Here is a 21,193-nt window from a genome sequence, read left to right on the forward strand (position 1 = left end):
GATGAAGATGCCTTCCTCGCTTATCGCCGAAGGGGAACGCGGCCATCGCCGAGGCGTGGTGCTTGGGCTCACAATGGCCGAGCTTCTCCTCCTTCTGCTTTTCTGCCTCCTTCTGGTCTCGGCCAGCATCGCACAGCGAAAAGATGAGAGGATCGCCGAGCTGCAGGCCTCCGCGAACCTGGACATCACGGTGGGCCAGCTTGCCGACATGCGTGCCGAACTGGCGCGCCTGCAGGCGCTGTTTCCAAAAGCGGCGCTTCCTTTGCCGCCAGCCAACTGGACCGAGCTCGTTGCGGCCAAAGCGGTGATCGACGGGCTTACGGAAAAGGGCATCGATGCCGCGCCGACGTCAGACCCGACGCTGCGGAAATTGCTGCTCGAAATCAGCGAAGCCAAAGCCGCCGACCCCCGTCTGCTGGACCGACTTGAAAAGACGCTCTCGGCCTCCAACGACAGGAGCGCGGACGCTGAATCGTCGATGCAGTGGCCGCCGATGATAACGTTGAGCGACGACGGCTATACATTTGAACGTGGCAGCGCTGCTCTCACCGACGCGTTCCGGGCTCGTTTGCAGACCAAGGTCACGGACGACGTTCTGTCTTTGCTGACACGCTACAAAGTCGATGTCGTCGAGATCGTCGGTCACACGGATGAGCAGAAAATCAATCCGGCCAAGCCGTCCAACCTCGATGCGGTTGCGATCTCGGCGATGAACGGAGCCAGCGCTATCAGCGATTTGACCCCGGCCGACAATGCGGGGCTGGGGCTCTCGCGCGCTATCGCGGTAGCGAACGCGCTGATCCAGACGGGACGGCTGGGCAGTGTGAAGATCATTCCGTTGTCAGCGGCACAGCTCGTAATGCCGGGAGACATTATCGCCGACGGCAGCCGCGTTGGCGATGTTCGGGAACGCCGGCGTATCGAGATTCGGGTACGACGGTCCTCGGACGGCGGCACCAATTAACGCGGTGATCGCGCGATTCAGCCTGCTTGGCGGTATCGACAACGACGCCCTTGTTTTGACCGTAGCGCTTTTTCGCAATCGCGTGGCCTGGATCGCAAAGCCTTCGCGTCGCTTCGCTCCCGCTGCACCGAGGGATCGACGAACGGCGCCCAACTACCCCAGCCACCACCATAGCGCCGCGATCACCGCGATAACGGCCGCCACGCTTAGCGCCAGCATGATGTAGGAGCCCTTGATGATGTCGGCGATGATCTTCTTGATGGCCTCGCGGTCGTTGAGATTGGGGAAGGGCTCGTTCGGTTGCGCCACGTCGAGGAAGTGGCAGAGCGGGGCCCAGCCTTCGCTGACCTTGAACACCAGCAGCTTTTCCGGCGGCACCGCCGCCTTCACTTCCTCGACATATGCGTTGTAGCGCTCCACGGCCTTGGCGCGGTTGCCCATGACGCCGGCTAGCGTGCGGCCCCAGATCAGCCTGCGTGACATGTCGCCGAATTTCCGGCCGAACGGCGTCAGCCATTCCAGGATCTTGAACTGCCAGACATTCTCGGTGAAGTAGATCGTGTCGATGGTGCTCTCGTACCAGGCTTCCGCGCCGCGCGGGTGCAAGGTGAGCAGCACCTTGGCGTCGGGATAGGCGGCCATCAGTTCGCGCCACACGCAGCAGCCTGGATTGTCGACCGTCGCCTTGTAATTGCCGAATACCCGGCTCCAGTCCTGCTGCGTGCCGGGCGGGCTGTTGGCCACCTTGCGCCAGAAATCGAGATGGCCCTTGTTGGCCTTGTTCAGGATCACTTCCTGCATGTGGTAGCAGGGCAGGCCGAGCCTGTTCAGCGCGACGAAGGTCGACCATGTACCGGTGCGCCCGAAGCCGGCCCCGATCAGCGTGAGCGTCATTTGTTCCCCCGACCAAACCAAGGCCGCGTGCTCGCGCCAAAAAAGGACGCCGCGGCAACCCTAGGCATGCCCTGCGCGACAAGGACGCCGCGCTGCAGAATCGATTTGCTCGCTTGCATCGATCTGCTGGCAACACGTTGCGCCCCGGCCGGCATTTGCGCAACAGATTTCTATGGGGCCTGTGTGAGAGGACCGCTGTTGACGTCGGACGATGATAGAAGAAGACGCATTGCCGTCTTGGACGGCGCGGAGCGGATCGGCGCGATATCCACGCCTCCAGGTGAGACGTTGCCGTTATCGACGCTTTCGCAAAATCAAACGGAGGGCGGGCAGCGCCGCTGCCCGCCCTCGCAGCTCACTCAGCCGCGAGCTTGTCCTGCGTGTTCGTGTCGAAATCGCTGGCGTCGTGGCGTTCGTGCAGCTGCATCGCGGGTTCGCCGAAGGCGCGGTTGACCATGCGTCCGCGCTTGACCGCGGGGCGCTCGTCGATCGCCTTCGCCCAGCGCTGCACGTTCTTGTAATCCTGCACCGAAAGGAACTCGCCGGAATCATTGTACATGCGGCCGAGCGCCAGTCCGCCATACCAGGGCCAGACCGCCATGTCGGCGATCGAGTAGCCGGCGCCGGAAAGATATTCGGTTTCGGCCAGGCGGCGGTCGAGCACGTCGAGCTGGCGCTTGGTTTCCATGGCAAAGCGGTCGATGGCGTATTCGATCTTGGTCGGCGCGTACGCATAGAAATGACCGAAGCCGCCGCCGAGATAAGGGGCAGAGCCCATCTGCCAGAACAGCCAGGACAGGGTCTCGGCGCGCGCCGGCTGGTCGGTCGGCAGGAACTCGCCGAACTTTTCGGCGAGATAGGTGAGGATCGAACCGGACTCGAAGACGCGGATGGGCGTGGCGCCGCTGCGGTCCATCAGTGCGGGGATCTTGGAGTTCGGATTGACCTCGACGAAGCCGCTGCCGAACTGGTCGCCATCGTTGATCCTGATCAGCCAGGCGTCGTATTCGGCGCCCTTGAGGCCAAGCGCCAGCAGTTCCTCCAGCATGATCGTCACCTTGACGCCGTTCGGCGTCGCCAGCGAATAGAGCTGCAACGGGTGCTTGCCCACCGGCAGCACCTTGTCATGCGTCGGGCCGGCGATCGGGCGGTTGATGCTGGCGAAGGCGCCGCCGCTCGGCTTATTCCAGGTCCATACTTTCGGCGGAGTGTATTCGGTCATCGCAGGGCCTCGTATTGTGGGGGAGAGACAGGTTGGAAGCGGGACTGGCAGTTGCACCTACAGCTAGGGCTGCAAACGGGAAAGTTCAACTTGCGTTGAACTATTGTCAATGACCATGCCTCTCATCTTCCCTTCGGGCTTCGAAAGGATGGAGGGGATGCCCCCCAACCCCTTGCGCCTTGGTTCGCGTGCCATACCTATAGGAACGTGACCCCCAAGCCCGTCCAGGACAAGAGTATGCCCATCAATCCCAACAGACGCTCCGTCGTGGCGGTGCGCGCCACCATTCCAGACGATGCCTTTACTGCCGGGGCATTAGGCACGCTGCGCGAAGGCAGCGGCGTCGTTATCCGCGACAATGGGTTGGTGCTGACCATCGGCTATCTCATTACCGAGGCGGAAGAGGTGTGGCTTACGACCCATGACGGCCGCGTCGTGCCTGCGCATGCGCTGGCCTACGACCAGGAATCGGGCTTTGGCCTGGTTCAGGCGCTGGCGCCGCTTGGCCTGCCGGCGGTGGCGCTGGGCGACGCCGGCAGGGCCAGGATCGGGGATAGCGTGGTGCTCGCCGACGGCATCGGCCAGTCGGTTCAGGCCAGGATCGTCACCAAGCAGGAATTCGCCGGCTATTGGGAATATCTGCTCGAGGAAGCGATCTTCATCGCGCCGGCGCATCCTTCCTGGGGCGGCGCGGCGCTGTTCGATGCAAAGGGCGCGCTGCTCGGCGTCGGGTCGCTGCGCCTGCAGATGAGCCGCAACGGCGAGGTCGCCGATATCAACATGGTGGTGCCGATCGACCTGTTGCCGCCGATCCTCGACGATCTCCTGACGCGCGGCCAGGTGGCGCGGCCGCCACGGCCATGGCTCGGCGCCCTCTCGGCCGAAAGCGACGGCCGGGTGGTGGTGATGAGCGTGACCGAAGGCGGTCCGGCCGCCAAGGCGGGCCTGCGCGAGGGCGACGTCATCTCAGACATACGCGACGGCGCGGTCGACGGGCTGGCCGATTTCTATCGCAAGCTATGGGACAGCGGTTCGGCCGGCGCCGAGATCCCGATGCGGGTCCTGCGCGACGGCCGCGAAACTTGGCTGCGCGTCAAATCCGCCGACCGCGAGAGTTTCCTGAAGAAGCCGCAATTGCAGTGAGCGCGTTACCTTCTCGACAGCAGAGAAGGAAAGCCTTCAGCCCAGTCCAAAAAGAAAAGCCGCCGTCGCTTGCGCGAGGGCGGCTTTTTCCTGGGAGGACGTCAAGAAGAAGACGATCAAGGGATTCAAGATACCGTTCTATCTCCTTGTTCGGGCTTGAGAAGGTCAAGCCGCGGCCTTGTGCTTCCTGACGGCGTGCTTCCTGGCGACGTGGGTGTGCTTGCGTACAGGCTTCTTCACATGCCGGCTGGCGTGCTTGCGATGCGACCGCATTGATGGCAAACGAAATGCCAAGCAGGGCACTCATCCATCCGGTCGGACGTCGTTGCATTTTCAGGACCATCCCTTTGCGTTGCGCCGCGAGCGGTTCCGGCCGCCGCGGGGGTGGTTATCGCAGCACCGCTTTTCTCCAGTTTTTCCCGGACGTTGAATCTTGTTCTAAAGTGTGTCTGGAGGGCGCTTCTCCCTCCTCCGCTGTGGGAAGACGTAAGAGCGCTGCGCCCGCTGCGGCGCTTCTGCCTCTTTCCCCGCCGCTGTCATTCGCGTATGGGCCGGGGCAACTCCCGCACCCTCACATCAGCCTCCCGGACCACTCATGATCAGACTTGAAAACATCGGCAAGCAGAACGGCCGTCAGCTTGTCTTCATCGAGGCGTCAGCCGCCTTGCAGAAAGGCGAAAAGGTCGGGCTCGTCGGCCCCAACGGCGCCGGCAAGACAACACTGTTTCGCATGATCACCGGGCAGGAACAGCCCGACGAGGGCCAGGTGCAGGTCGATCGCGGCGTCACGATCGGCTATTTCAGCCAGGATGTCGGCGATATGGACGGCCGTAGCGCGGTGGCCGAAGTGATGAACGGCGCCGGGCCGGTGAGCGAAGTGGCGGCCGAGATGGCGGCGCTGGAGGCGGGTATGGCTGATCCCGACCAGGCGGACCGGATGGACGAGATCATCGAACGCTATGGCGAGGCGCAGCACCGCTTCGAGGAACTCGACGGCTATGCGCTCGACGGCCGGGCGCGGGAAGTGCTCGACGGTCTCGGTTTCTCGCAGGAGATGATGGACGGTGACGTGGGAAAACTCTCCGGCGGCTGGAAGATGCGCGTGGCGCTGGCGCGCATTCTGCTGATGCGGCCCGACGCCATGCTGCTCGACGAGCCGAGCAACCATCTCGACCTGGAAAGCCTGATCTGGCTCGAGCAGTTCCTGAAGAATTATGACGGCGCGCTCCTGATGACCTCGCATGACCGCGAGTTCATGAACCGTATCGTCAACAAGGTGGTGGAGATCGATGGCGGTTCGCTCACCGCCTATTCCGGCAATTACGAATTCTACCAGCAGCAGCGCGCGATCGCGGACAAGCAGCAGCAGGCGCAGTTCGAGCGCCAGCAGGCGATGCTGGCCAAGGAGATCGCCTTTATCGAACGGTTCAAGGCGCGCGCGTCGCATGCGGCCCAGGTGCAGAGCCGGGTGAAGAAGCTCGACAAGATCGATCGCGTCGAGCCGCCGAAGCGCCGCCAAACGGTGAATTTCGAGTTCCAGCCGGCGCCGCGCTGCGGCGAGGACGTCGTGACATTGAAGAACGTCCACAAGGCCTATGGCAGCCGTTCGATCTACGAAGGGCTCGACTTCCAGGTCCGCCGCCGCGAGCGCTGGTGCATCATGGGCGTCAATGGCGCGGGCAAATCGACGTTGTTGAAGTTGGTGGCCGGAGCCTCAGATCCCGACCAGGGTTCGGTGGCGCGCGGGCCTAGCGTGAAAATGGGCTATTTCGCCCAGCATGCCATGGAACTGCTCGACGGCGAGCGCACCGTGTTCCAGACGCTGGAGGACAATTTTCCGCAGGCCGGCCAGGCGCCGCTTCGGGCGCTTGCCGGCTGCTTCGGTTTTTCCGGCGACGAGATCGAGAAGAAGTGCCGGGTGCTTTCGGGCGGCGAAAAGGCGCGGCTGGTGATGGCGCTGATGCTGTTCGACCCGCCCAACCTCCTGGTGCTGGACGAGCCGACCAACCATCTCGACATCGTCACCAAGCAGATGCTGATCGAGGCGCTGTCGCAGTATGAGGGCACCATGTTGTTCGTCTCGCACGACCGCCATTTCCTCGCGGCGCTGTCCAATCGCGTGCTGGAACTGACGCCGGATGGCATCCACACCTATGGCGGCGGCTACACCGAATATGTCGAGCGCACCGGGCAGGAGGCACCGGGGCTGAGGGGATAAGCACAGAGGCTACTCTCCGGAAGCGGCCGTGGAACGCTACGCCGTCATTTCCGAAAAGAGCCAATCGCGAAAAGCCTTCACCTTGCGCCGGCGGACCGCGTCCGGAGGGTAGACCAGGTAGAAGCTGGAAACCGATTTCAGCGCGTGGCCGAAAGGGCGGACAAGCCTTCCGGTGGCGAGGTCGGCCGCCACGAGCATGGTCCGGCCAAGTACCACGCCTTCACCTTGCACGGCCGATTCGACGGCGAAAGTGGCGGAATCGAAGGTAATCCCGCTCCGCGGATCCACGCCTTCCACTCCCGCGCTGGACAGCCAGGCCGCCCAGCCGATCGGGAAACCATCATGGATCAGCGTGTGGTGCCTGAGATCGTCGGGCTTCTCCAGCGGCCAGGCGCCCTGCATGAGCCTCGGGCTACACACTGGAAACACCTCCTCGCCAGTGAGGAATTCCGATGTGAGACCCGGATAGTTTCCGGCGCCATAGCGGATGGCGACGTCGATGCCGTCGCCAAGGAAATTGGTCAACCTGCCCGTCGTCGAAATCCTGACGTCGATGTCGCCATGCGCGCGATGAAAGCGATAGAGCCGCGGCACCAGCCATTTTCCCGCGAAGCCGTCGGAGGTGGAGACGTTCAATGTCGAGCCCGAATGGGCGGCCGTCGCCGATTGGGTGGCGGCCGCGAGCTGGTCGAGCATCTCGTGGACCGCCCTCGCATAGGGCTCGCCCACGGCGGTGAGGCGCACCGAGCGCGTCGCGCGCTCGAACAAAAGCACGCCGAGCTGTTCCTCAAGGTGCTTGATCGCCCGGCTGACGGCGCCGTGCGTGACGTTGAGCTCGTCGGCTGCCCTGGAGAAATTCAAATGCCGCGCGGCGGCCTCGAAGGCCGGCAGCGCGTTGAGTGGGGGAAGTCTGCGGATCATGGCCAATCTGTGAGATTTGATCACAAATCCTTGCCAAAGTTTGGATTGTCTGTCCAGCGCATGCTGGACAGAATGCTCGCAGGATTTGTGATCAAACGTCACGAGAGCAGCATGGCTACCGTTCACCCCTTCCTCTGGTTCAATCTCAACGCCGAAGAGGCGCGCGACTTCTATCTGTCTGTGTTCAAGAATGGCCGGGCGCTTGAGGCGATCGAATTCACCGATTTCGTCGGCGGCACGAATAAAACGGTGCCGCACGCGATCTTCGACTTCGAGCTCGAGGGCCAGCGCTTCACCGCGCTCAATGCCGGCTCGATGCCGCCGTTCAATGAGCGGATCTCGCTCTACATCGAGACCAAGGACCAGGCCGAGACAGATTATTACTGGAACGCGCTGACGGCGGGCGGCGGCGCTGAAAAGCCTTGCGGCTGGCTGAGGGACAAATTCGGCGTCTACTGGCAGGTGATCCCCGAAGCGGCGCTGCGCCTGATGAACGACCCGGACCGCGACAAGGCGGGGCGGGCGCGGCAGGCGATGTACAAGATGAGCAAGATCATTGTCGCCGACATTGAGGCGGCCCACGCCGGCAAGGCGTAATCCAGCAGTCCATCCTGAAGACGGAGGTTCCCATGGCATCGCTCAAAGGCAAGAGAATTATTGTCGTCGGAGGCAGTTCCGGCATAGGGCTCGGCGTAGCGGCAGCCGCGCTGGAGCGCGGCGCGGAGCTGGTGATCGTCGGCCGCTCGGGCGAAAAGCTCAAGGCCGCGGAACGGACGCTCGGCCCAGGCGGTCGCGTGCGAAGCCTTTCGGCTGATATGACGAAGGAAGCGGACATTGCCCGGATGTTCGACGAAACCGGTGCCTTCGACCACCTCGTCTCGACGGCCGGCACGCCGCCGCCCAACGACCCGATCGGCCAGACCGACATGGACTACGTGCGGCGCTTCGTCGACAACAAGCTGATCGGCGCCGTGATGCTCGCCAAACATGGCGTGCGCACGCTGAAAGCCGGAGGGTCGATGACCTTTACATCAGGCATCAACAAGGACCGCCCGCCGGTTCCCGGAGGCTCGGTTGTTTCCGCGATCGCCGGTTCATTCAGCTATTTCGCCCGGGCGCTGGCGCTGGAGCTGGCCCCGACGCGCGTCAATATCGTGTCGCCGGGATGGGTCGACACGCCGATGTGGGACGAACTCGTCGGTGAGGCCAAATCCGGTTTTTTCGCCGGCATAGCCGCCCGCCTGCCCGCGAGAAAGGTCGCTACGCCCGCCGACGTCGCCCCTGCCTATCTCTACCTCATGGAAAGCGAATTCACGACCGGCGAGACGATCCGCATCGATGGCGGACAGAACCTGATCTAGTTGGCATCGCAGGGTCGTCAAACGTCACGCTTCGATGCGACGCCACCTGGGTTTGAACGATACCGTCCGCAGTCCGGCGTCGCGCACGCGATTGACGAATGCGTCGTTGACGAACACCGGGGACGCGCGCATCGGCAGCTTGAAAATTTCGGCGGTGCCGATCTTGTCCGCATCGAATTCGTATCGCTCGATCGCGAGAATGGCGCCGTCATCGAAATAGACGATTCCAGACCGCTCCTCGTCCAGCGCATCGATCACGGTGGTCACGTTGAAAAGCCAGACCTCTTCCCCGCGCAACGGGATCAGCTGGCCATAGGGCAGCAGATATGCCTTCAGCGCGTCGACGGCAGGCTTGCGCAAAAGCGGCGCATGCTCGCCAAGCCAAGGGAAGTCCGAATAGAGGGGGTCGCCCTCCGACACGCGGCGCATGACCGGTGGATCCCAGTTCTCGAGGGGTGTTCCGTCAAGGGAGGAGAAGACCTCGTAGTAGGCCTCGTCGACCGGAAGCACCCATTCCTGGCCCTCGACAACCGCGAATTCGTAAATGGTCGTCATCGCCGGCGTTCCCAAGTTCAGGCCTGCTTCCGCTTCTGCGATCCCATCAAACGCTGGCCTGCCTTCAGAAGCATCAAAGCATATCATCTATGGATATTTTGTCGTGGCCGGGGGGCTCGGCTCGCCCGCGAGTTCGTTCGGCAGCGGCAAACTCGAGCACTGCAAATGTATCCTGCGGGCGAACATCTTGCGCTCCTTTTGCTCGTGCTCCTTGATGGCTGCCGCGAGACCCAATCCGTAAGGGCCAAGGAAGACACCGGTCCCCCAACCGGGATGCTCTTTTTCACGCGCATCATAGTTCGAGGCCTCGACCCGGGCCTGTTGGCATTCCGGCGATATCCATTTCGGGTCTTGCGTCGAAAGCGAGGCCCCATAATCCACCGGAGAGCTCACACATCCAGTTGCCACCGTGGCTAGCACCACCAACACCACAAGTCTCATCCCGGGTCTTCTCCGCGGCATTTTCGAGAGCACAGACCCTCCTTGCTACACGGGGAAGGCCGGCGCAAGGCGGTTGACCCGGCAGGCCATCCGGCCGATAGGTCCGCTAAAAACCTCGAGAACCCCATGACCACACAGCTCCACGATGCGACGACGGCCGCAGCTGAGCCCGTTTCCGATGCCGACGCCGCCTGGCAGGACGACATCCGCGCCGGCGTGCGCCATGTGCGCGATCTGGCCGTGCAGCCGCTGTCGCCAGGCGAACGCGCGACGGCCCAGGAAGCAGCCTCCCGCCACAAGGTGCGTATCCCCAAATCCTATCTCGACCTGATCGACTGGGAAGACCCCGCCGATCCTATCCGGGCGCAAGTCATCCCGTCTCCCGACGAGCTGGTGACCGGCGAAGGCGAGCTCGACGACCCGATCGGCGACCACGCCTTCAGTCCGGTGCCCAGGCTGACGCATCGCCATGCCGACCGGGTGCTGCTGTTTCCCACCTATCAATGCGCGGTCTATTGCCGCTTCTGCTTCCGCAAGGAGTCCCTGACCTCGATCGGACGCGGCTATACGCGCGAAGCCCTGGAGCCGGCGCTCGCCTATATCGCTTCCCACCCCGAGATCCGCGAGGTGATCCTGACCGGCGGCGACCCGCTCTCGCTGCCCGACAAGGCGCTCAACGAAATCCGCGCCCGCATCGAGGCGATCGCGCATGTGCGGCTGATGCGCATCCACACCCGCGTGCCGGTCGCGCTGCCTTCACGCATCACGCCAGGGCTGATCGCTGCCTTGCAAGGCCGGCTGATGATCACGGTCGTCACCCATTTCAACCATCCGCGCGAGATCACCGATGCGACCGAGGCGGCCTGCCGCGGCTTGCGGCAGGCGGGATTCGTGCTGCTCAACCAGAGCGTCCTGCTCAAGGGCGTCAACGACACTGTCGAGGTGCAGGAGGAACTCTGCCGCGAGCTGATGTACCGCCTGGGGGTAAAGCCCTATTACCTTCACCACGGCGACCTCGCGCGCGGCATGGCGCACCGCCGCACCACGATCGCCGAAGGCCAGGCGCTGGTGGCCGCGCTGCGCGCGCGCCTGTCCGGCATCTGCAATCCCATCTACGTGCTCGACCTGCCCGACGGTGGCGGCAAGGTGCCGATCGGGCCGGGTTACGTGGAAGACCGCGACGGCGGCAACTGGCGCATTCGTGGGCAGGATGGAAAGGTGAGGGAATATACAGAAGTGGTGAGCCAGCTCTGAGTCCACATTCCCGGCGGCGTCCGTGCGATCAGGCGTTGTCGCGCCCCGGCATAAATGCATATTGTGAGCGGTTCGCGGTTGCGGAGCATGGGCGGTGGCAGCGGCAGGCAGCAGTCAAGGCGTTGTGTCCCAACGGCAATTCGTCGACACCGGGGTTCAGCACTGCGTGCTGGACACGGCAGGCCTGGCGCCTCGGCAAGCCCTTGCGTTGTGGCAGGAGAATATCGGCCTGCTCTACGACGTTCGCCTGCGCAACGCCGGCGATGACCGGTTTCATTTCCACGCCGATGCCTTTCACTTCGGCGAGATCGTTCTCACCTCGTATGGGTGCATCGCGCAAAGCTTCGACCGCTCGCGCGCCCGGATCAGCCGCGACGGCCTCGATCACATCACTGTGCAGGTCTGCCTGCGCGGAAGCCATGGACGGCGCGATGGCGCATCGGATGAAAAGGCCTCGTCGGGGGACCTGATCGTGGCCGACCTGGCACAGGCCCAGTCGACGGGTACGTCCGATTTCGACAGCCTCAACCTGACCATGCCGCGCCGCCTGCTGGCGCCATTCCTAAAGGCGCCGGACGAGCACAATATGCGCGTCATTTCCGGCAACGCGCCGTTGGCGGCGCTGTTGCGTGGGCATCTTGTGGGCCTCTACGGGGCCGCGCCCGCAATGAGCCGTCAGGACGCCGAGGCGGTGATCGGGCCGACGCTGGAACTCGCCGCCGCAGCCGTGAATTCGGCCGTGGCGGAGGAAAACGCCGCCTCGGTCCACCTGGCGCTGACCAGCGAGATCCGTCGCCACATCGACGCGCATATCCGCAGCCGGCACCTCACCGCCGAGGCCATCGCCGCCATGTTCGGCATTTCCATGCGCAAGCTCTATTACCTCTTCGAACCTCATGGCGGTCTTTCCAGATATATCCAGGAGGAGAGGCTGCGCCGCTGCCGCGCCGAACTCGCCGATCCCGGCCGCCGGCACGAAAGCATTGCCGAGATCGCCGATCGCTATGGTTTCGGTCACCGCAAGAGCTTCGTGCGCGCCTTCCGCCGCTCTTTCGACATGACCCCGCGGGAGATGCGGGCACATGCCGCCCATGGGCGCAGCCAGTCCCTCGGCCATGGCGAGAACCGCACCATGTGGCACTGGATCCGCGAACTGCGATAGAGGCGGCGTGCCAGCCGAAAGGCAAATGAATCAATGGACAAGCGGTGTCCGATCAGCAGGCATGTGAAGAGCCTTCCCGTGCTTTCCGAGGCGATTTCCCCGATCGGTTGCACCAGCGGCCACATTCCCTGCGCCTCATGCCACATTTGCGCGGAGCCCTCACATAGGTCTTGAAATTCTGCCGCAGCCCGCGCGAAAAGCGGCCGAAGGCTCACACCACGTCGAGGGCACTGGAGGGGTTCATGGCACTGTCTAGAGCGGAGAGGCAGCAAACGGCGCCCGCCATCGGCGGCACCCCGTGAGGTTCTGAGCGGGGATCGAACGCAGGTGGCCGACCAGGACACCATCATAGTTCTGTCCACGGACGCGATCGCGGCCCGAGAGCGCGAAGCTGCCGTGCGCGAGTTCTATGGCCGCATCTGCATGCGGCTGGACCTTGCGCCGCTTGAACGCGGCGAGTTGCGGCTAAGCGCCTCCACCACCATCCTGCCAGGGGTGAGCGTGGCCCACGGGCAGGTCGCGCCCATGGCTTGGGAACGCACGCCCGCGCTCCAGCAGGACGCCAATGACGACCTGGTGGTGTCCTGGATCGCGGGCGGGTGGCGTTTCGATACGGCACGGCACGAGGCGGTTGAGACCTCGCCCGGTGCGCCCTGCATCATGCCGATGGACCGGAGCTGGCGAGCGAGGGCGCAGAACGGCGATTGGACGATCTGCGCGCGATTTGCCCGATCGACGCTCACTCCTCTCCTTCGCCATGTCGGCGATCTCAGGCCGGATGCCATCAATCCCGGCACGCCTGAAGCGCGGCTTCTGCTGGCCTATGTCGAGGCGGTGGCGGGTGGGGCGATCGGCCCCGGTCTGGCGCCGCTGGCCGCCCAGCACATTGCCGATCTGTTCGCCGCGGCGGTCGGCGCCAACCGCGAGGTTGACCAGGTGGTCGCCGGCCGCGGCGTTCGTACCGCCCGCATGCATGCCATCAAGCGTTATATCGAGGAGAACCTGCACCGAGCGCGCCTCTCGGCAGAGACGGCGGGCCGGGGGCTGGGGCTCAGCCCGCGCTACATCAGGCGCCTTTTCGCCGAAGAGGGGCAGGGGTTTTCCGACTATGTCATGCAAAGACGGCTGGAGCGGGTCCACCGGCAGCTCGCCAGCCCGCTTTTTTCAGCAAGGCCGATCGCCGACCTCGCTTTCGAGGCGGGGCTGGTCGAACCCTCGACCTTCTACCGGCAGTTCCGGTCCCGCTATGGCATGACCCCATCGGAGGTGCGCGCCGGCCGCGCGCCGTGAGACTCATGCGGCCGCTCACGCATGGCAAACCCGGTCACCTGTTCCGTCAGTGCCACTTGCCTGTGCCGCCAGTGCGATACGCCTTTATCCACGGTGCGGGCATGGTCGCGCCGGCGGACGCGGGTGCAACGGCATGCGCGGGAGCGGGGGCGAGCGGCCAGGCCTCCGTGACATCGGAAAGCTGGCCCTGGAGATAAAAATGCGTGCGGCGAGAAGCTTGATACTGGGCATTACGGTTTTCTGCGCAATTCTTCCGACCGAGGTCTTCGCGGCCTACAAATGCATGAATCCGGCAATCTGCAGGGCGGTCTGCGGCAGCGAAACATGCGGCAAGATCGCCGCGCGCGATCCCGACATGAAGGCGCTGGACCTGTCCAAAGGCGCGTCCGGGCAGATCGCCGCTTCCAGCAGCGGGTCTTCGTCCGGGACCAGCTCGAGAAAAACCTACACCTGTTCGAACCCGGCGATCTGCATCGCGGTCTGCGGCAAGAAGACCTGTCCGTAACCAGAACGGACTCGGCGTATCATCAGAGGCGCCGGCGCGCTGCGCCGGCGCCTTTCGTGCGTGCACGCGGTCGGCGTGCCGGAACGCGGCGGCATTCCCAGCCTGGTTCCTCTCGCTAATATTCGTGGGCGAGGACTTCAGTCCTGGCCGCCGAGCCCCTGATTTTTCTCCTTCAAAAGAATCTCATCGCGCCCGGGAATAAAGCGCGGGGCTGCAGGGTCTTCACTGTAGCGGGCCAATCTGACGACCCGCGCCGAGGAAACGAAACAAGGACCTAGCCAAAATGACCAAGCTCGCTCTCAGCGTGGCTGCCATGATGCTTGCCTCGAGCGCTGCCTTCGCCGGCAGCGATCATGGCGCCAACAACGCCAACCAGCCGGTCGCTCCGGTCGACACCAATGCCACCGGCTCGATCGCCTACACCGCACGCCCCAATGGCGCCGACACCAAGATAAAGACGGGGCCGAGCCAGGGGTCGGTGCAGGACATCATCACCAGACACAACAACGACAGCCTCTGGGGTCGCTGAATTCATGGGGCCGGGCCGGCTCCCGACGGGTACCGGCCTCTCCTCGTCGTTCCTTCCAGGACTTTGGCCATTCGCGACTTTAGCCACCACCTCGAACAGGAGATCACCATGTTCACCATGACACGCCGCACAGTGCTTGGCACCGCCGCCGCTGCTGCTGCCTTCGGCCTTGCCGGCAAGCTTGAATTCATCCGTCCGGCCTTCGCGCAAGCTCCGGTGGAGCCCACCGTCGGCTTCTACGGATACAAAGTCGGCGATATCGAGATCACCGCCATCTATGACGGCATCTGGCGCAAGCCGCACGACCCGGCCTTCATCAAGGATGTCTCGGTCGAGGACACCAAGGCAGCACTCGCCAAAGCGGGGCTGACCACCGACTTCATGCCCATCCCGCTCACTGTCGTCGTGCTCAAGATGGGCGGCAAGCTGATCATGATGGATGCCGGCTCGGGCGTCGGCCAGTGGCAGGCCAATGCCACGCATCTGCCGGCCAACATGGCCGCGGCCGGCATCGACTACAACGCGATCGACACCGTCATGATCTCGCATTTCCACCCCGATCATGTCTGGGGCCTGATGGAAAAGGGCACCAACGCGCCGGTGTTCCCCAATGCCGAGCTCATCGTCAACGCCACCGAATACAAGTGGTGGACCGACCCAAGCCGGCTGGCCAAGCTGCCCGAGGGCCGCAAGCCGGCGGGCAAGCGCATCGCCGAGAACTTTCCGAAATGGAAGAACTGGAAGCTGGTCGAGGACGGCGCCGAGGTCACGCCCGGCATCCAGATCATCGCCGCGCCCGGCCACACACCAGGCCATTCTGTCTACCTGGCCAACTCCGGCAAGGAGCAGATCATGATCTCGGCCGACACTATGTATGTGCCGGCGCTGCTGGCGCCGCATCCGGAGTGGCAGGGCGCTTACGACCAGGACGGACCGACGGCAATCGCCACGCGCCACAAGATCATCGACCGGGTGATATCGGACAATATCCGCATTTCCGGGTCGCACTTCCCGTTCCCGGGCACCGGCACCTTCGTCAAGGACGGCAAGGCATACGGATTTACCCCGGTCCAGATCTGAGCACGAGCTTCCAACGCAAGCGAGAAAGACAATGAAACGATCCCTTTTGAGCAGAAATGCCCTGTCGGGCAGACATGCCCTGTTCGGCCTGCTCGGCGCCATTGCCGTGCTGACCGTGCTTCCCGTTGCGACAATCATGCCGGCCCATGCGGTCGACGACATCGAAGGCGCCGACGCGCCGGATCTCACCGCCATCAAGGCCAAGATCGATGCCAAGGACTATTCCGGCGCATTGGCCGAGCTGCGCGATCTGGCGCAGGACACGCAGCAGGCGGACGTCTACAACCTGCTCGGCTTCACCCTGCGCAAGACCGGCGACTACAAGACCGCGCTCACCTACTACACCAAGGCGCTGGAGCTGAAGCCCGACCACAGAGCCGCCCGCGAATATCTGGGCGAGCTCTATGTCGAGACCGGCGACATGGACAAGGCCAAGGAGCAGCTGGCCTCCCTGCAGCAGCTGTGCCCGGCCGGGTGCGACGAGCTTTCCGACCTGCGGCAGGCCATCGACACCAAGGTGACGAAGTAGGACCTTTTCTCTTCCCCACAAATGGGGAGAGCTGGCTCGGCGTAGCCGAGACGGAGCAGGGGCGTTGGCACCGAACTCGCCCCTTCGTCCACCACGGTTGGGCGCTCGTGGCTGGCGCGCTTTGCCGGAGCCGGCATCCTCTCCCTCGCGCCGGCTCCGGCCTTTTCAACATCAGGCGCTTGGCGCCTGCCCGTGCCAAAAAGATCGGAGGCTGACCATGACATTGACCGAACGCTCCGCGAAGCTGCAGGGTCTTGCCGCTAAATACCACCTCGGGGACGTGGGCCTGCTTGCCGGCCGCCTGCTTCTGTCTCTCATCTTTTTGCATGAGGGCGCCACGCTGGCCGCCCATTTCAATGCCGCCGCCAAAGCCATGGCAGCGCTTGGTGTCAACCTGCCGCTGTTTGTCGCCACCGTAGCGTTGCAACTGGGGGCAGGGCTCTCCCTCGCGTCAGGCCTGCTGACGCGGCTTGGCGCCATCGCGCTCGGCCTGTTCTGTTTGGCAACGGCCATGCTGTTCCACACCAATTTCGGCAGCCAGAACGAACTGCTGCATTTCGAAAAGGACCTGGCGATATCGGGCGGCATGTTCGTGCTGGCCGTTGCCGGGGCCGGCAGGGTCTCGCTGGACCGGCTGTTGGCGCTCCATCTGCGGCAGCGCCAGCGCGGCGAGGACATGCCGGCCGCGTTGCCCACAGCGGAGACCCAATTGCCAGTGGACGTGAAGCAGCTGGTTTGAACGGCGCCGCCTTCGCATTCGCCCAGCGGAGCGCCGCGCCTATTTCCCGCGCTTTGCTGGAACCAGCCTTGACCCCCCGCATTGCTTTAGCAGGGGCTCAAGGAGCGCGGCGTGAAAGCATTGTTGGGACTGGTCTGCGGTTTCGTTTTGACCCTTGCGGTGTTCGGTAGCGGTCTGGCCTTCGCCGTCTGGCTAATCACCGCGAACCCACCGCGCCAGGCACCGGCCACCGTCAGTATGGCGGAGCTTTGGACCAAAACGGCGCGGCCGGTGGACAGAACGGCGCAGAATCTCGAGCGCCTGCCGGCCGAGCAGCCCGCGCCCGCCAATATCGAGCCCAAGCGCCAGGCCGGGGAGACCGATCCCACCGCCACCGGCGCCATCGCGCCCGCCACGGCCGAACTGCCGCAGCCGCATGTCGCCTGGTGCGCGAGCCGCTACCGCTCCTACCGGCCGCAGGACAACAGCTACATGTCCTATAGCGGGCAGCAGCGCCCCTGCATCTCGCCCTATCTCGACGCCGACCGTGCCGCGCCGCCCGCCGCCGAGGCCAGCTACGTCGAGGACAACGGCACTGGGCCGGGCGCCTATGCGGCCGCTGGCGATGATGACCATGTCGCCTCCTGCTTCAGCCGCTACCGCTCCTACCGCCCGGAAGACAACAGCTACCAGCCCTATTCCGGCGGGCCGAGGCGGCAATGCCAATAGCGGGCGCTGCGCTTTCCGGCTGCATTCCACGCAAAATTCCACTCCGGCAAGGGTTTCTACCACGCTGCCTACCACGCCCACACAAACACCACGCCCTTATCAAGCCGCCAACAGCGCAACAACGGACCGAGACGGTCGTGCGCTGAACGACCTGTCACTGCAAGATCCAGTGGGATCGCGGTTGGCCGGTTTCGCCTGAAACAACAAACACGGTCCCATGAACGCGGGCGGGCGGCGCGTCGGGGCCAAATGTCAACTTCAAAAGATGGAAACCGAAATGAAGAAGATCGTATTGACCGTTGCCTCGTTGTTGTTCGCCTCCGGCATGGCTTTTGCCGGCAGCGACCACTTTGGCTCCGACTTCATCCCTGCCGCAAGCAGCTATCCAACCGCCCATGCCATGATGTCGGGCGGCGCCAAGGCGGTTGTCCCGAGCGTCACAAACAGCATCACTGACAGCGCAATGGGGGCAAACTCGAACTCCGACATGCCTGCACAGGGCTATGGTCAGGGCGTCTGGGGACGCTGACAACAAAGCCGGCCGCCGCGGCCGGCATCCAGGCGGCGGGGGGACCCGCCGCCTGGATCATTTCGCTCCATGACCGGGCTCTGCCCGGCGCGCCTCGTGTCATCCCAATCTCCAACGACCCGGCCCGGCGATCACGCAAATTCTTTGGATCGTTCGGAGGCGGGCGGCGTTCAGATGCTACCCAATGGAGGATTTGAGAAATGGGCGACGACCAACGGCATGGGAAAATCCGGGAGCGCGCCTATCGGATCTGGGAGCGCGAAGGCGGCGGCGACCCCGAGCAGCACTGGCATCGCGCGGAGGCCGAGATCGACAGGGAGCTGTCGATGGCGGCGGGCAACGCGCCGCCGCGCGAGATTGCCAGCACCGACGTGCTTACGGTCGAGGAGCTGGCCATGCGCACCGGCATATCAGGCAAGCAGGCACAGGACCTGATCGACAGGCTGGGCAACGACCGCGCCGCGATCGAACAGGCAGCACTCGGGCTGAAGGGCAAGCGGCGGCGAAATCCCGGTCAGGGAGAGGCCAAATGATCCGCAAACTCAAGGACGGAAAATACCGGCTCTATTCGCGCAAGAAGGATGAGAAGACGGGCAAGCGACGGAACCTGGGGACTTTCGATAGCCGCGAGGCGGCGGAGAAGCATGAGCGCGAGGTGCAGTATTTCAAGCGCCATTGAGGAAATCGACTCGTTGGTCCTTTATTCTCGGCGTTGTCCCTGCCGCTCACAAAATCCGACCCACCAATTGTAGGCTGCATTGGATTTTGGAACACGAGGCAGATGCCAATCGTGATGCGAAGATGCGGCCCTTGCCCTCGCCACGAGGACATATAGGGCATATAGTTGAAGATCGCCGGCTCGGACCTGACAAGCTGGCGATTGAGAGCGGAGACGTCGCTTTAACTACGGCGCGCTTCTAACTCGGGTTGTTTCACACGCTCTCATAATTGCCCGCCGCGGCCGGCCTCTGCTTTGCGCGATCCCGGTCGCTATTGCATCTATCACTGAAGGAGAACTGAGCTTTTCACTGGAGGAGAAGTCGTCATGCATTACCTTCCCAGACGTGAATTCATCGTTCAAGGCGGGGCAGCCCTCGCAGCGTTGGCGTCCTTTCAATCGCGGATTGCCTCTGCCTTTCCAAGCCGGGCCGGCGAGGAAGTCATCAAATGGTTGGATCAGCTGCCGCCGAACCCGGTTCCGGAAGTCATCAAAAATCAGCTGGTGTGGGAGGATCTCGATTCCTGGGTGACGCCCAACGACAAGTTCTTTTCAATCGCGCATTTCGACCGGCCGGTGATCGACGAAAGCACCTGGAAACTCGAAATCGGCGGCTCCGTTAAAAAGCCGACAACCCTGACGCTCGCCGACATCAAGGCTCGACCGCGCCAGGAAGTCACCTTCACGGTCGAATGTTCGGGCAATACCGGTCTGCCGTTTTTCAATGGCGGCATTGGCAATGCGCGCTGGGCGGGCACGCCGCTCGCGCCGATCCTCACGGAGGCCGGAGTCCTCGACACTGGTATCGAGGTCGTCTTCTGGGGCACCGATAAAGGGGAAATCAAGCGGGCCGACGACGTCAAGTTCACGCAGAATTTTGCGCGCAGCATGTCACTTCCCGACGCCATGGATCCCAAAAACATCCTTTGCTACGAGATGAATGGGTCCCCCTTGCCTCCTGACAACGGCTTCCCGCTGCGGCTGATTGCGCCGGGATGGTACGGGATCGCGAACGTCAAATGGATCAAGCGCATAGACGTGAACGATCAGCGCTTCGAGAACCGGTTCATGGGACGCGATTATGTCACGCTGCGCGAGGAAGACCACAACGGCGAGACAGTATGGGTGGAAACTTCGGTCGGGCGGGCGAGGCTGAAATCGGCACCGGCCCGGGTCACTCATATCGGCGATGACTACCGGATCGTCGGGGCCGCCTGGGGCGCACCGGTCGACCGGGTCGAGGTGAAGATCGATGACGGGCCATGGATGCCGGCGGCCATCGACGAAACCGACAAGGCGGACTTTGCCTGGAAACTATGGTCCGTCGACTGGCCCAAGCCTTCCGCCGGAGAGCACGCCGTCACCTCGCGCGCGGTTGATACGGGAGGGCAGGTCCAACCCGCAATGGACGATCCCATCATTGCCAAGAAGCATACCTATTGGGAAAGCAACGGTCAGGTGACGCGACGTATCAACATTCACTGACTGGCGGGCAGTCGTATCAAAGTGTCTGAGAGCGATGTGCCCCCATGTCTTTGGCATGGGGTCACCCACATCCGACCAGGCGCCGGCCTGAAGCTGGCCAGAGACGATGCGATGACGACTCCATCGCAGCGCCAAGAGCGGTGTTTAGTGACCTGCGCGGACGCGGAGAAAACTTGAACGGCTGGCGTTCCTCGTCCTTCGCCGAGCCCGGTGGCCGTCACCGAGCTCGACTTTATGCGCGACGAGGACGGCGCCACGCCGTGACCCAATGGACCAAGGACCAGCTGAAAGGAGTGCCGGAGCACCGAGACTGAAGGGCCCGACCGTGGCCCTTTTCGAAAGGAGAGTGAGATGATCCGAAAGTGCCCGGACAAGGGCAATTCGCCGTGCCTGAGGGTGGTAGTGCTTAGTGACTTCGGCCAACCGAGAGTCTAGGCTGGCATCGGTTCTGTCAGCGCGAAGACCGTCACATGCCCCGCTTTCTTGCCGTCTACACCATGAAGCCTGAAGACCTTGCCCGCTTTCGCAGCCTGCCCAAGCCCGAGCAAGATGCGATTGATAGCGTCGGCCTACAGCAGTGGACGGACTGGGAGGAGAGAAATGCCGCATCTTTCCCCGATCGCGGCGGCATGGTCGGGAGGACGACGCGCGTTACCAAGGATGGGGTCGCAGACGCCGTGAACCCTTTCTGCGGCTACATTGTCGTCGAGGCCGATACAATCGATGCCGCCGCCCGCCTGTTCGAAAGCCATCCGCATTTCACCGTCTTCCCGGGAGACGGCGTGGACATCATGCCTTTCGTCACTGACCCTCAATGACTTGAAACTCCGGCTGTCGCTTTCTGATGTCGAAGGCTGTCTGTCAGCTCTCGGGGAACTTTTCCCCCGCGGAACCGATCCTGGCGGTTCGCGTCAGATTCAGGTTGAGAGCACGCTGACTTCCTGAA

At 63.4% G+C, this 21,193-nt stretch carries 24 protein-coding genes and 1 pseudogene; 20 read left to right on the forward strand and 5 right to left on the reverse strand.

Annotated elements, in window-relative coordinates:
• The first annotated feature begins 1 nt into the window (after window position 1).
• A complete protein-coding gene (locus FJ946_RS24575; protein WP_181165263.1) occupies window positions 2-964 on the forward strand; it encodes an OmpA family protein in 963 nt (320 codons plus the stop codon).
• 153 nt (window positions 965-1,117) lie between these two features.
• Here the strand turns inward: FJ946_RS24575 and FJ946_RS24580 are convergent, their stop codons facing one another.
• Both FJ946_RS24580 and yghU read right to left on the reverse strand, forming a co-directional pair.
• Window positions 1,118-1,858, reverse strand: a complete 741-nt coding sequence (locus tag FJ946_RS24580) for a sulfotransferase family protein (protein ID WP_140499042.1) — start codon at window positions 1,856-1,858, stop codon at window positions 1,118-1,120.
• A 355-nt stretch (window positions 1,859-2,213) separates the two neighbouring features.
• Complete coding sequence (yghU, locus tag FJ946_RS24585; RefSeq protein ID WP_140565338.1) at window positions 2,214-3,080, reverse strand: glutathione-dependent disulfide-bond oxidoreductase; 867 nt, start codon at window positions 3,078-3,080, stop codon at window positions 2,214-2,216.
• A gap of 237 nt (window positions 3,081-3,317) precedes the next feature.
• Between yghU and FJ946_RS24590 the strand changes: the two genes are divergently transcribed.
• Window positions 3,318-4,223 carry a S1C family serine protease gene (locus FJ946_RS24590; RefSeq protein WP_140565330.1) on the forward strand — a complete coding sequence of 302 codons (906 nt, stop codon included), beginning with the start codon at window positions 3,318-3,320 and terminating at the stop codon, window positions 4,221-4,223.
• Window positions 4,224-4,818: 595 nt separating this feature from the next.
• Window positions 4,819-6,441, forward strand: coding sequence for an ABC-F family ATP-binding cassette domain-containing protein (locus FJ946_RS24595; RefSeq protein ID WP_140565326.1), 1,623 nt, complete (start codon window positions 4,819-4,821; stop codon window positions 6,439-6,441).
• A 36-nt stretch (window positions 6,442-6,477) separates the two neighbouring features.
• Here FJ946_RS24595 and gcvA read toward each other — a convergent pair whose 3' ends face one another.
• The gene (gcvA, locus tag FJ946_RS24600) at window positions 6,478-7,362 is read right to left on the reverse strand and encodes a transcriptional regulator GcvA (protein WP_140499030.1); all 885 of its coding nucleotides are present in this window, start codon (window positions 7,360-7,362) and stop codon (window positions 6,478-6,480) included.
• A 111-nt stretch (window positions 7,363-7,473) separates the two neighbouring features.
• On the opposite strand from gcvA, the gene FJ946_RS24605 reads away from it, so the two are divergent.
• Window positions 7,474-7,959, forward strand: coding sequence for a VOC family protein (locus FJ946_RS24605; protein ID WP_140499028.1), 486 nt, complete (start codon window positions 7,474-7,476; stop codon window positions 7,957-7,959).
• 32 nt (window positions 7,960-7,991) lie between these two features.
• On the forward strand, window positions 7,992-8,723 hold the full coding sequence (locus tag FJ946_RS24610; protein WP_140499026.1) for an SDR family oxidoreductase: 732 nt from the start codon (window positions 7,992-7,994) through the stop codon (window positions 8,721-8,723).
• Between the two features lie 24 nt (window positions 8,724-8,747).
• Here the strand turns inward: FJ946_RS24610 and FJ946_RS24615 are convergent, their stop codons facing one another.
• Window positions 8,748-9,278: a DUF1629 domain-containing protein gene (locus tag FJ946_RS24615; protein ID WP_140565323.1), complete on the reverse strand. Its 531-nt coding sequence runs from the start codon at window positions 9,276-9,278 to the stop codon at window positions 8,748-8,750.
• 87 nt (window positions 9,279-9,365) lie between these two features.
• Window positions 9,366-9,719, reverse strand: a complete 354-nt coding sequence (locus tag FJ946_RS24620) for a hypothetical protein (protein ID WP_140565320.1) — start codon at window positions 9,717-9,719, stop codon at window positions 9,366-9,368.
• 126 nt (window positions 9,720-9,845) lie between these two features.
• Between FJ946_RS24620 and FJ946_RS24625 the strand changes: the two genes are divergently transcribed.
• The 15 genes and pseudogenes from FJ946_RS24625 (at window position 9,846) to FJ946_RS24695 (ending at window position 21,065) form a co-directional block, all read left to right on the forward strand.
• On the forward strand, window positions 9,846-10,973 hold the full coding sequence (locus FJ946_RS24625) for a KamA family radical SAM protein (protein ID WP_140565318.1): 1,128 nt from the start codon (window positions 9,846-9,848) through the stop codon (window positions 10,971-10,973).
• Between the two features lie 94 nt (window positions 10,974-11,067).
• Window positions 11,068-12,135: a helix-turn-helix domain-containing protein gene (locus FJ946_RS24630; RefSeq protein ID WP_140559819.1), complete on the forward strand. Its 1,068-nt coding sequence runs from the start codon at window positions 11,068-11,070 to the stop codon at window positions 12,133-12,135.
• Between the two features lie 327 nt (window positions 12,136-12,462).
• Window positions 12,463-13,425, forward strand: a complete 963-nt coding sequence (locus FJ946_RS24635) for an AraC family transcriptional regulator (protein ID WP_140516119.1) — start codon at window positions 12,463-12,465, stop codon at window positions 13,423-13,425.
• Window positions 13,426-13,624: 199 nt separating this feature from the next.
• Window positions 13,625-13,930 (forward strand): hypothetical protein, encoded by a 306-nt coding sequence (locus FJ946_RS24640; RefSeq protein ID WP_140499015.1) that lies wholly within the window; start codon window positions 13,625-13,627, stop codon window positions 13,928-13,930.
• A gap of 283 nt (window positions 13,931-14,213) precedes the next feature.
• Entirely contained in the window at window positions 14,214-14,459 is a 246-nt protein-coding gene (locus tag FJ946_RS24645; protein WP_140499012.1) for a DUF680 domain-containing protein, read from the forward strand.
• A gap of 108 nt (window positions 14,460-14,567) precedes the next feature.
• Window positions 14,568-15,539 carry an MBL fold metallo-hydrolase gene (locus FJ946_RS24650; RefSeq protein ID WP_140499010.1) on the forward strand — a complete coding sequence of 324 codons (972 nt, stop codon included), beginning with the start codon at window positions 14,568-14,570 and terminating at the stop codon, window positions 15,537-15,539.
• A 31-nt stretch (window positions 15,540-15,570) separates the two neighbouring features.
• Window positions 15,571-16,068, forward strand: a complete 498-nt coding sequence (locus tag FJ946_RS24655; RefSeq protein ID WP_140521451.1) for a tetratricopeptide repeat protein — start codon at window positions 15,571-15,573, stop codon at window positions 16,066-16,068.
• Window positions 16,069-16,285: 217 nt separating this feature from the next.
• Complete coding sequence (locus FJ946_RS24660) at window positions 16,286-16,807, forward strand: DoxX family protein (protein ID WP_140521452.1); 522 nt, start codon at window positions 16,286-16,288, stop codon at window positions 16,805-16,807.
• Window positions 16,808-16,918: 111 nt separating this feature from the next.
• Window positions 16,919-17,515, forward strand: a complete 597-nt coding sequence (locus FJ946_RS24665) for a BA14K family protein (protein ID WP_140521453.1) — start codon at window positions 16,919-16,921, stop codon at window positions 17,513-17,515.
• A gap of 277 nt (window positions 17,516-17,792) precedes the next feature.
• Complete coding sequence (locus FJ946_RS24670; RefSeq protein WP_140521454.1) at window positions 17,793-18,044, forward strand: hypothetical protein; 252 nt, start codon at window positions 17,793-17,795, stop codon at window positions 18,042-18,044.
• Between the two features lie 200 nt (window positions 18,045-18,244).
• Complete coding sequence (locus tag FJ946_RS24675; protein ID WP_140521455.1) at window positions 18,245-18,577, forward strand: DUF2934 domain-containing protein; 333 nt, start codon at window positions 18,245-18,247, stop codon at window positions 18,575-18,577.
• Window positions 18,574-18,723, forward strand: coding sequence for a hypothetical protein (locus tag FJ946_RS24680; RefSeq protein WP_127204769.1), 150 nt, complete (start codon window positions 18,574-18,576; stop codon window positions 18,721-18,723). Before FJ946_RS24675 ends, FJ946_RS24680 begins: the two co-directional genes overlap by 4 nt.
• A 366-nt stretch (window positions 18,724-19,089) precedes the next feature.
• The gene (locus tag FJ946_RS24685; RefSeq protein WP_140516107.1) at window positions 19,090-20,247 is read left to right on the forward strand and encodes a sulfite oxidase; all 1,158 of its coding nucleotides are present in this window, start codon (window positions 19,090-19,092) and stop codon (window positions 20,245-20,247) included.
• Between the two features lie 210 nt (window positions 20,248-20,457).
• Window positions 20,458-20,561: pseudogene (locus FJ946_RS31300) on the forward strand (PRC-barrel domain containing protein); the annotation flags it as partial.
• A 156-nt stretch (window positions 20,562-20,717) separates the two neighbouring features.
• Window positions 20,718-21,065, forward strand: a complete 348-nt coding sequence (locus tag FJ946_RS24695) for a hypothetical protein (protein WP_140500147.1) — start codon at window positions 20,718-20,720, stop codon at window positions 21,063-21,065.
• Window positions 21,066-21,193: the final 128 nt, after the last annotated feature.

This window comes from Mesorhizobium sp. B2-4-7 (assembly GCF_006442685.1).
Lineage (GTDB): Bacteria > Pseudomonadota > Alphaproteobacteria > Rhizobiales > Rhizobiaceae > Mesorhizobium.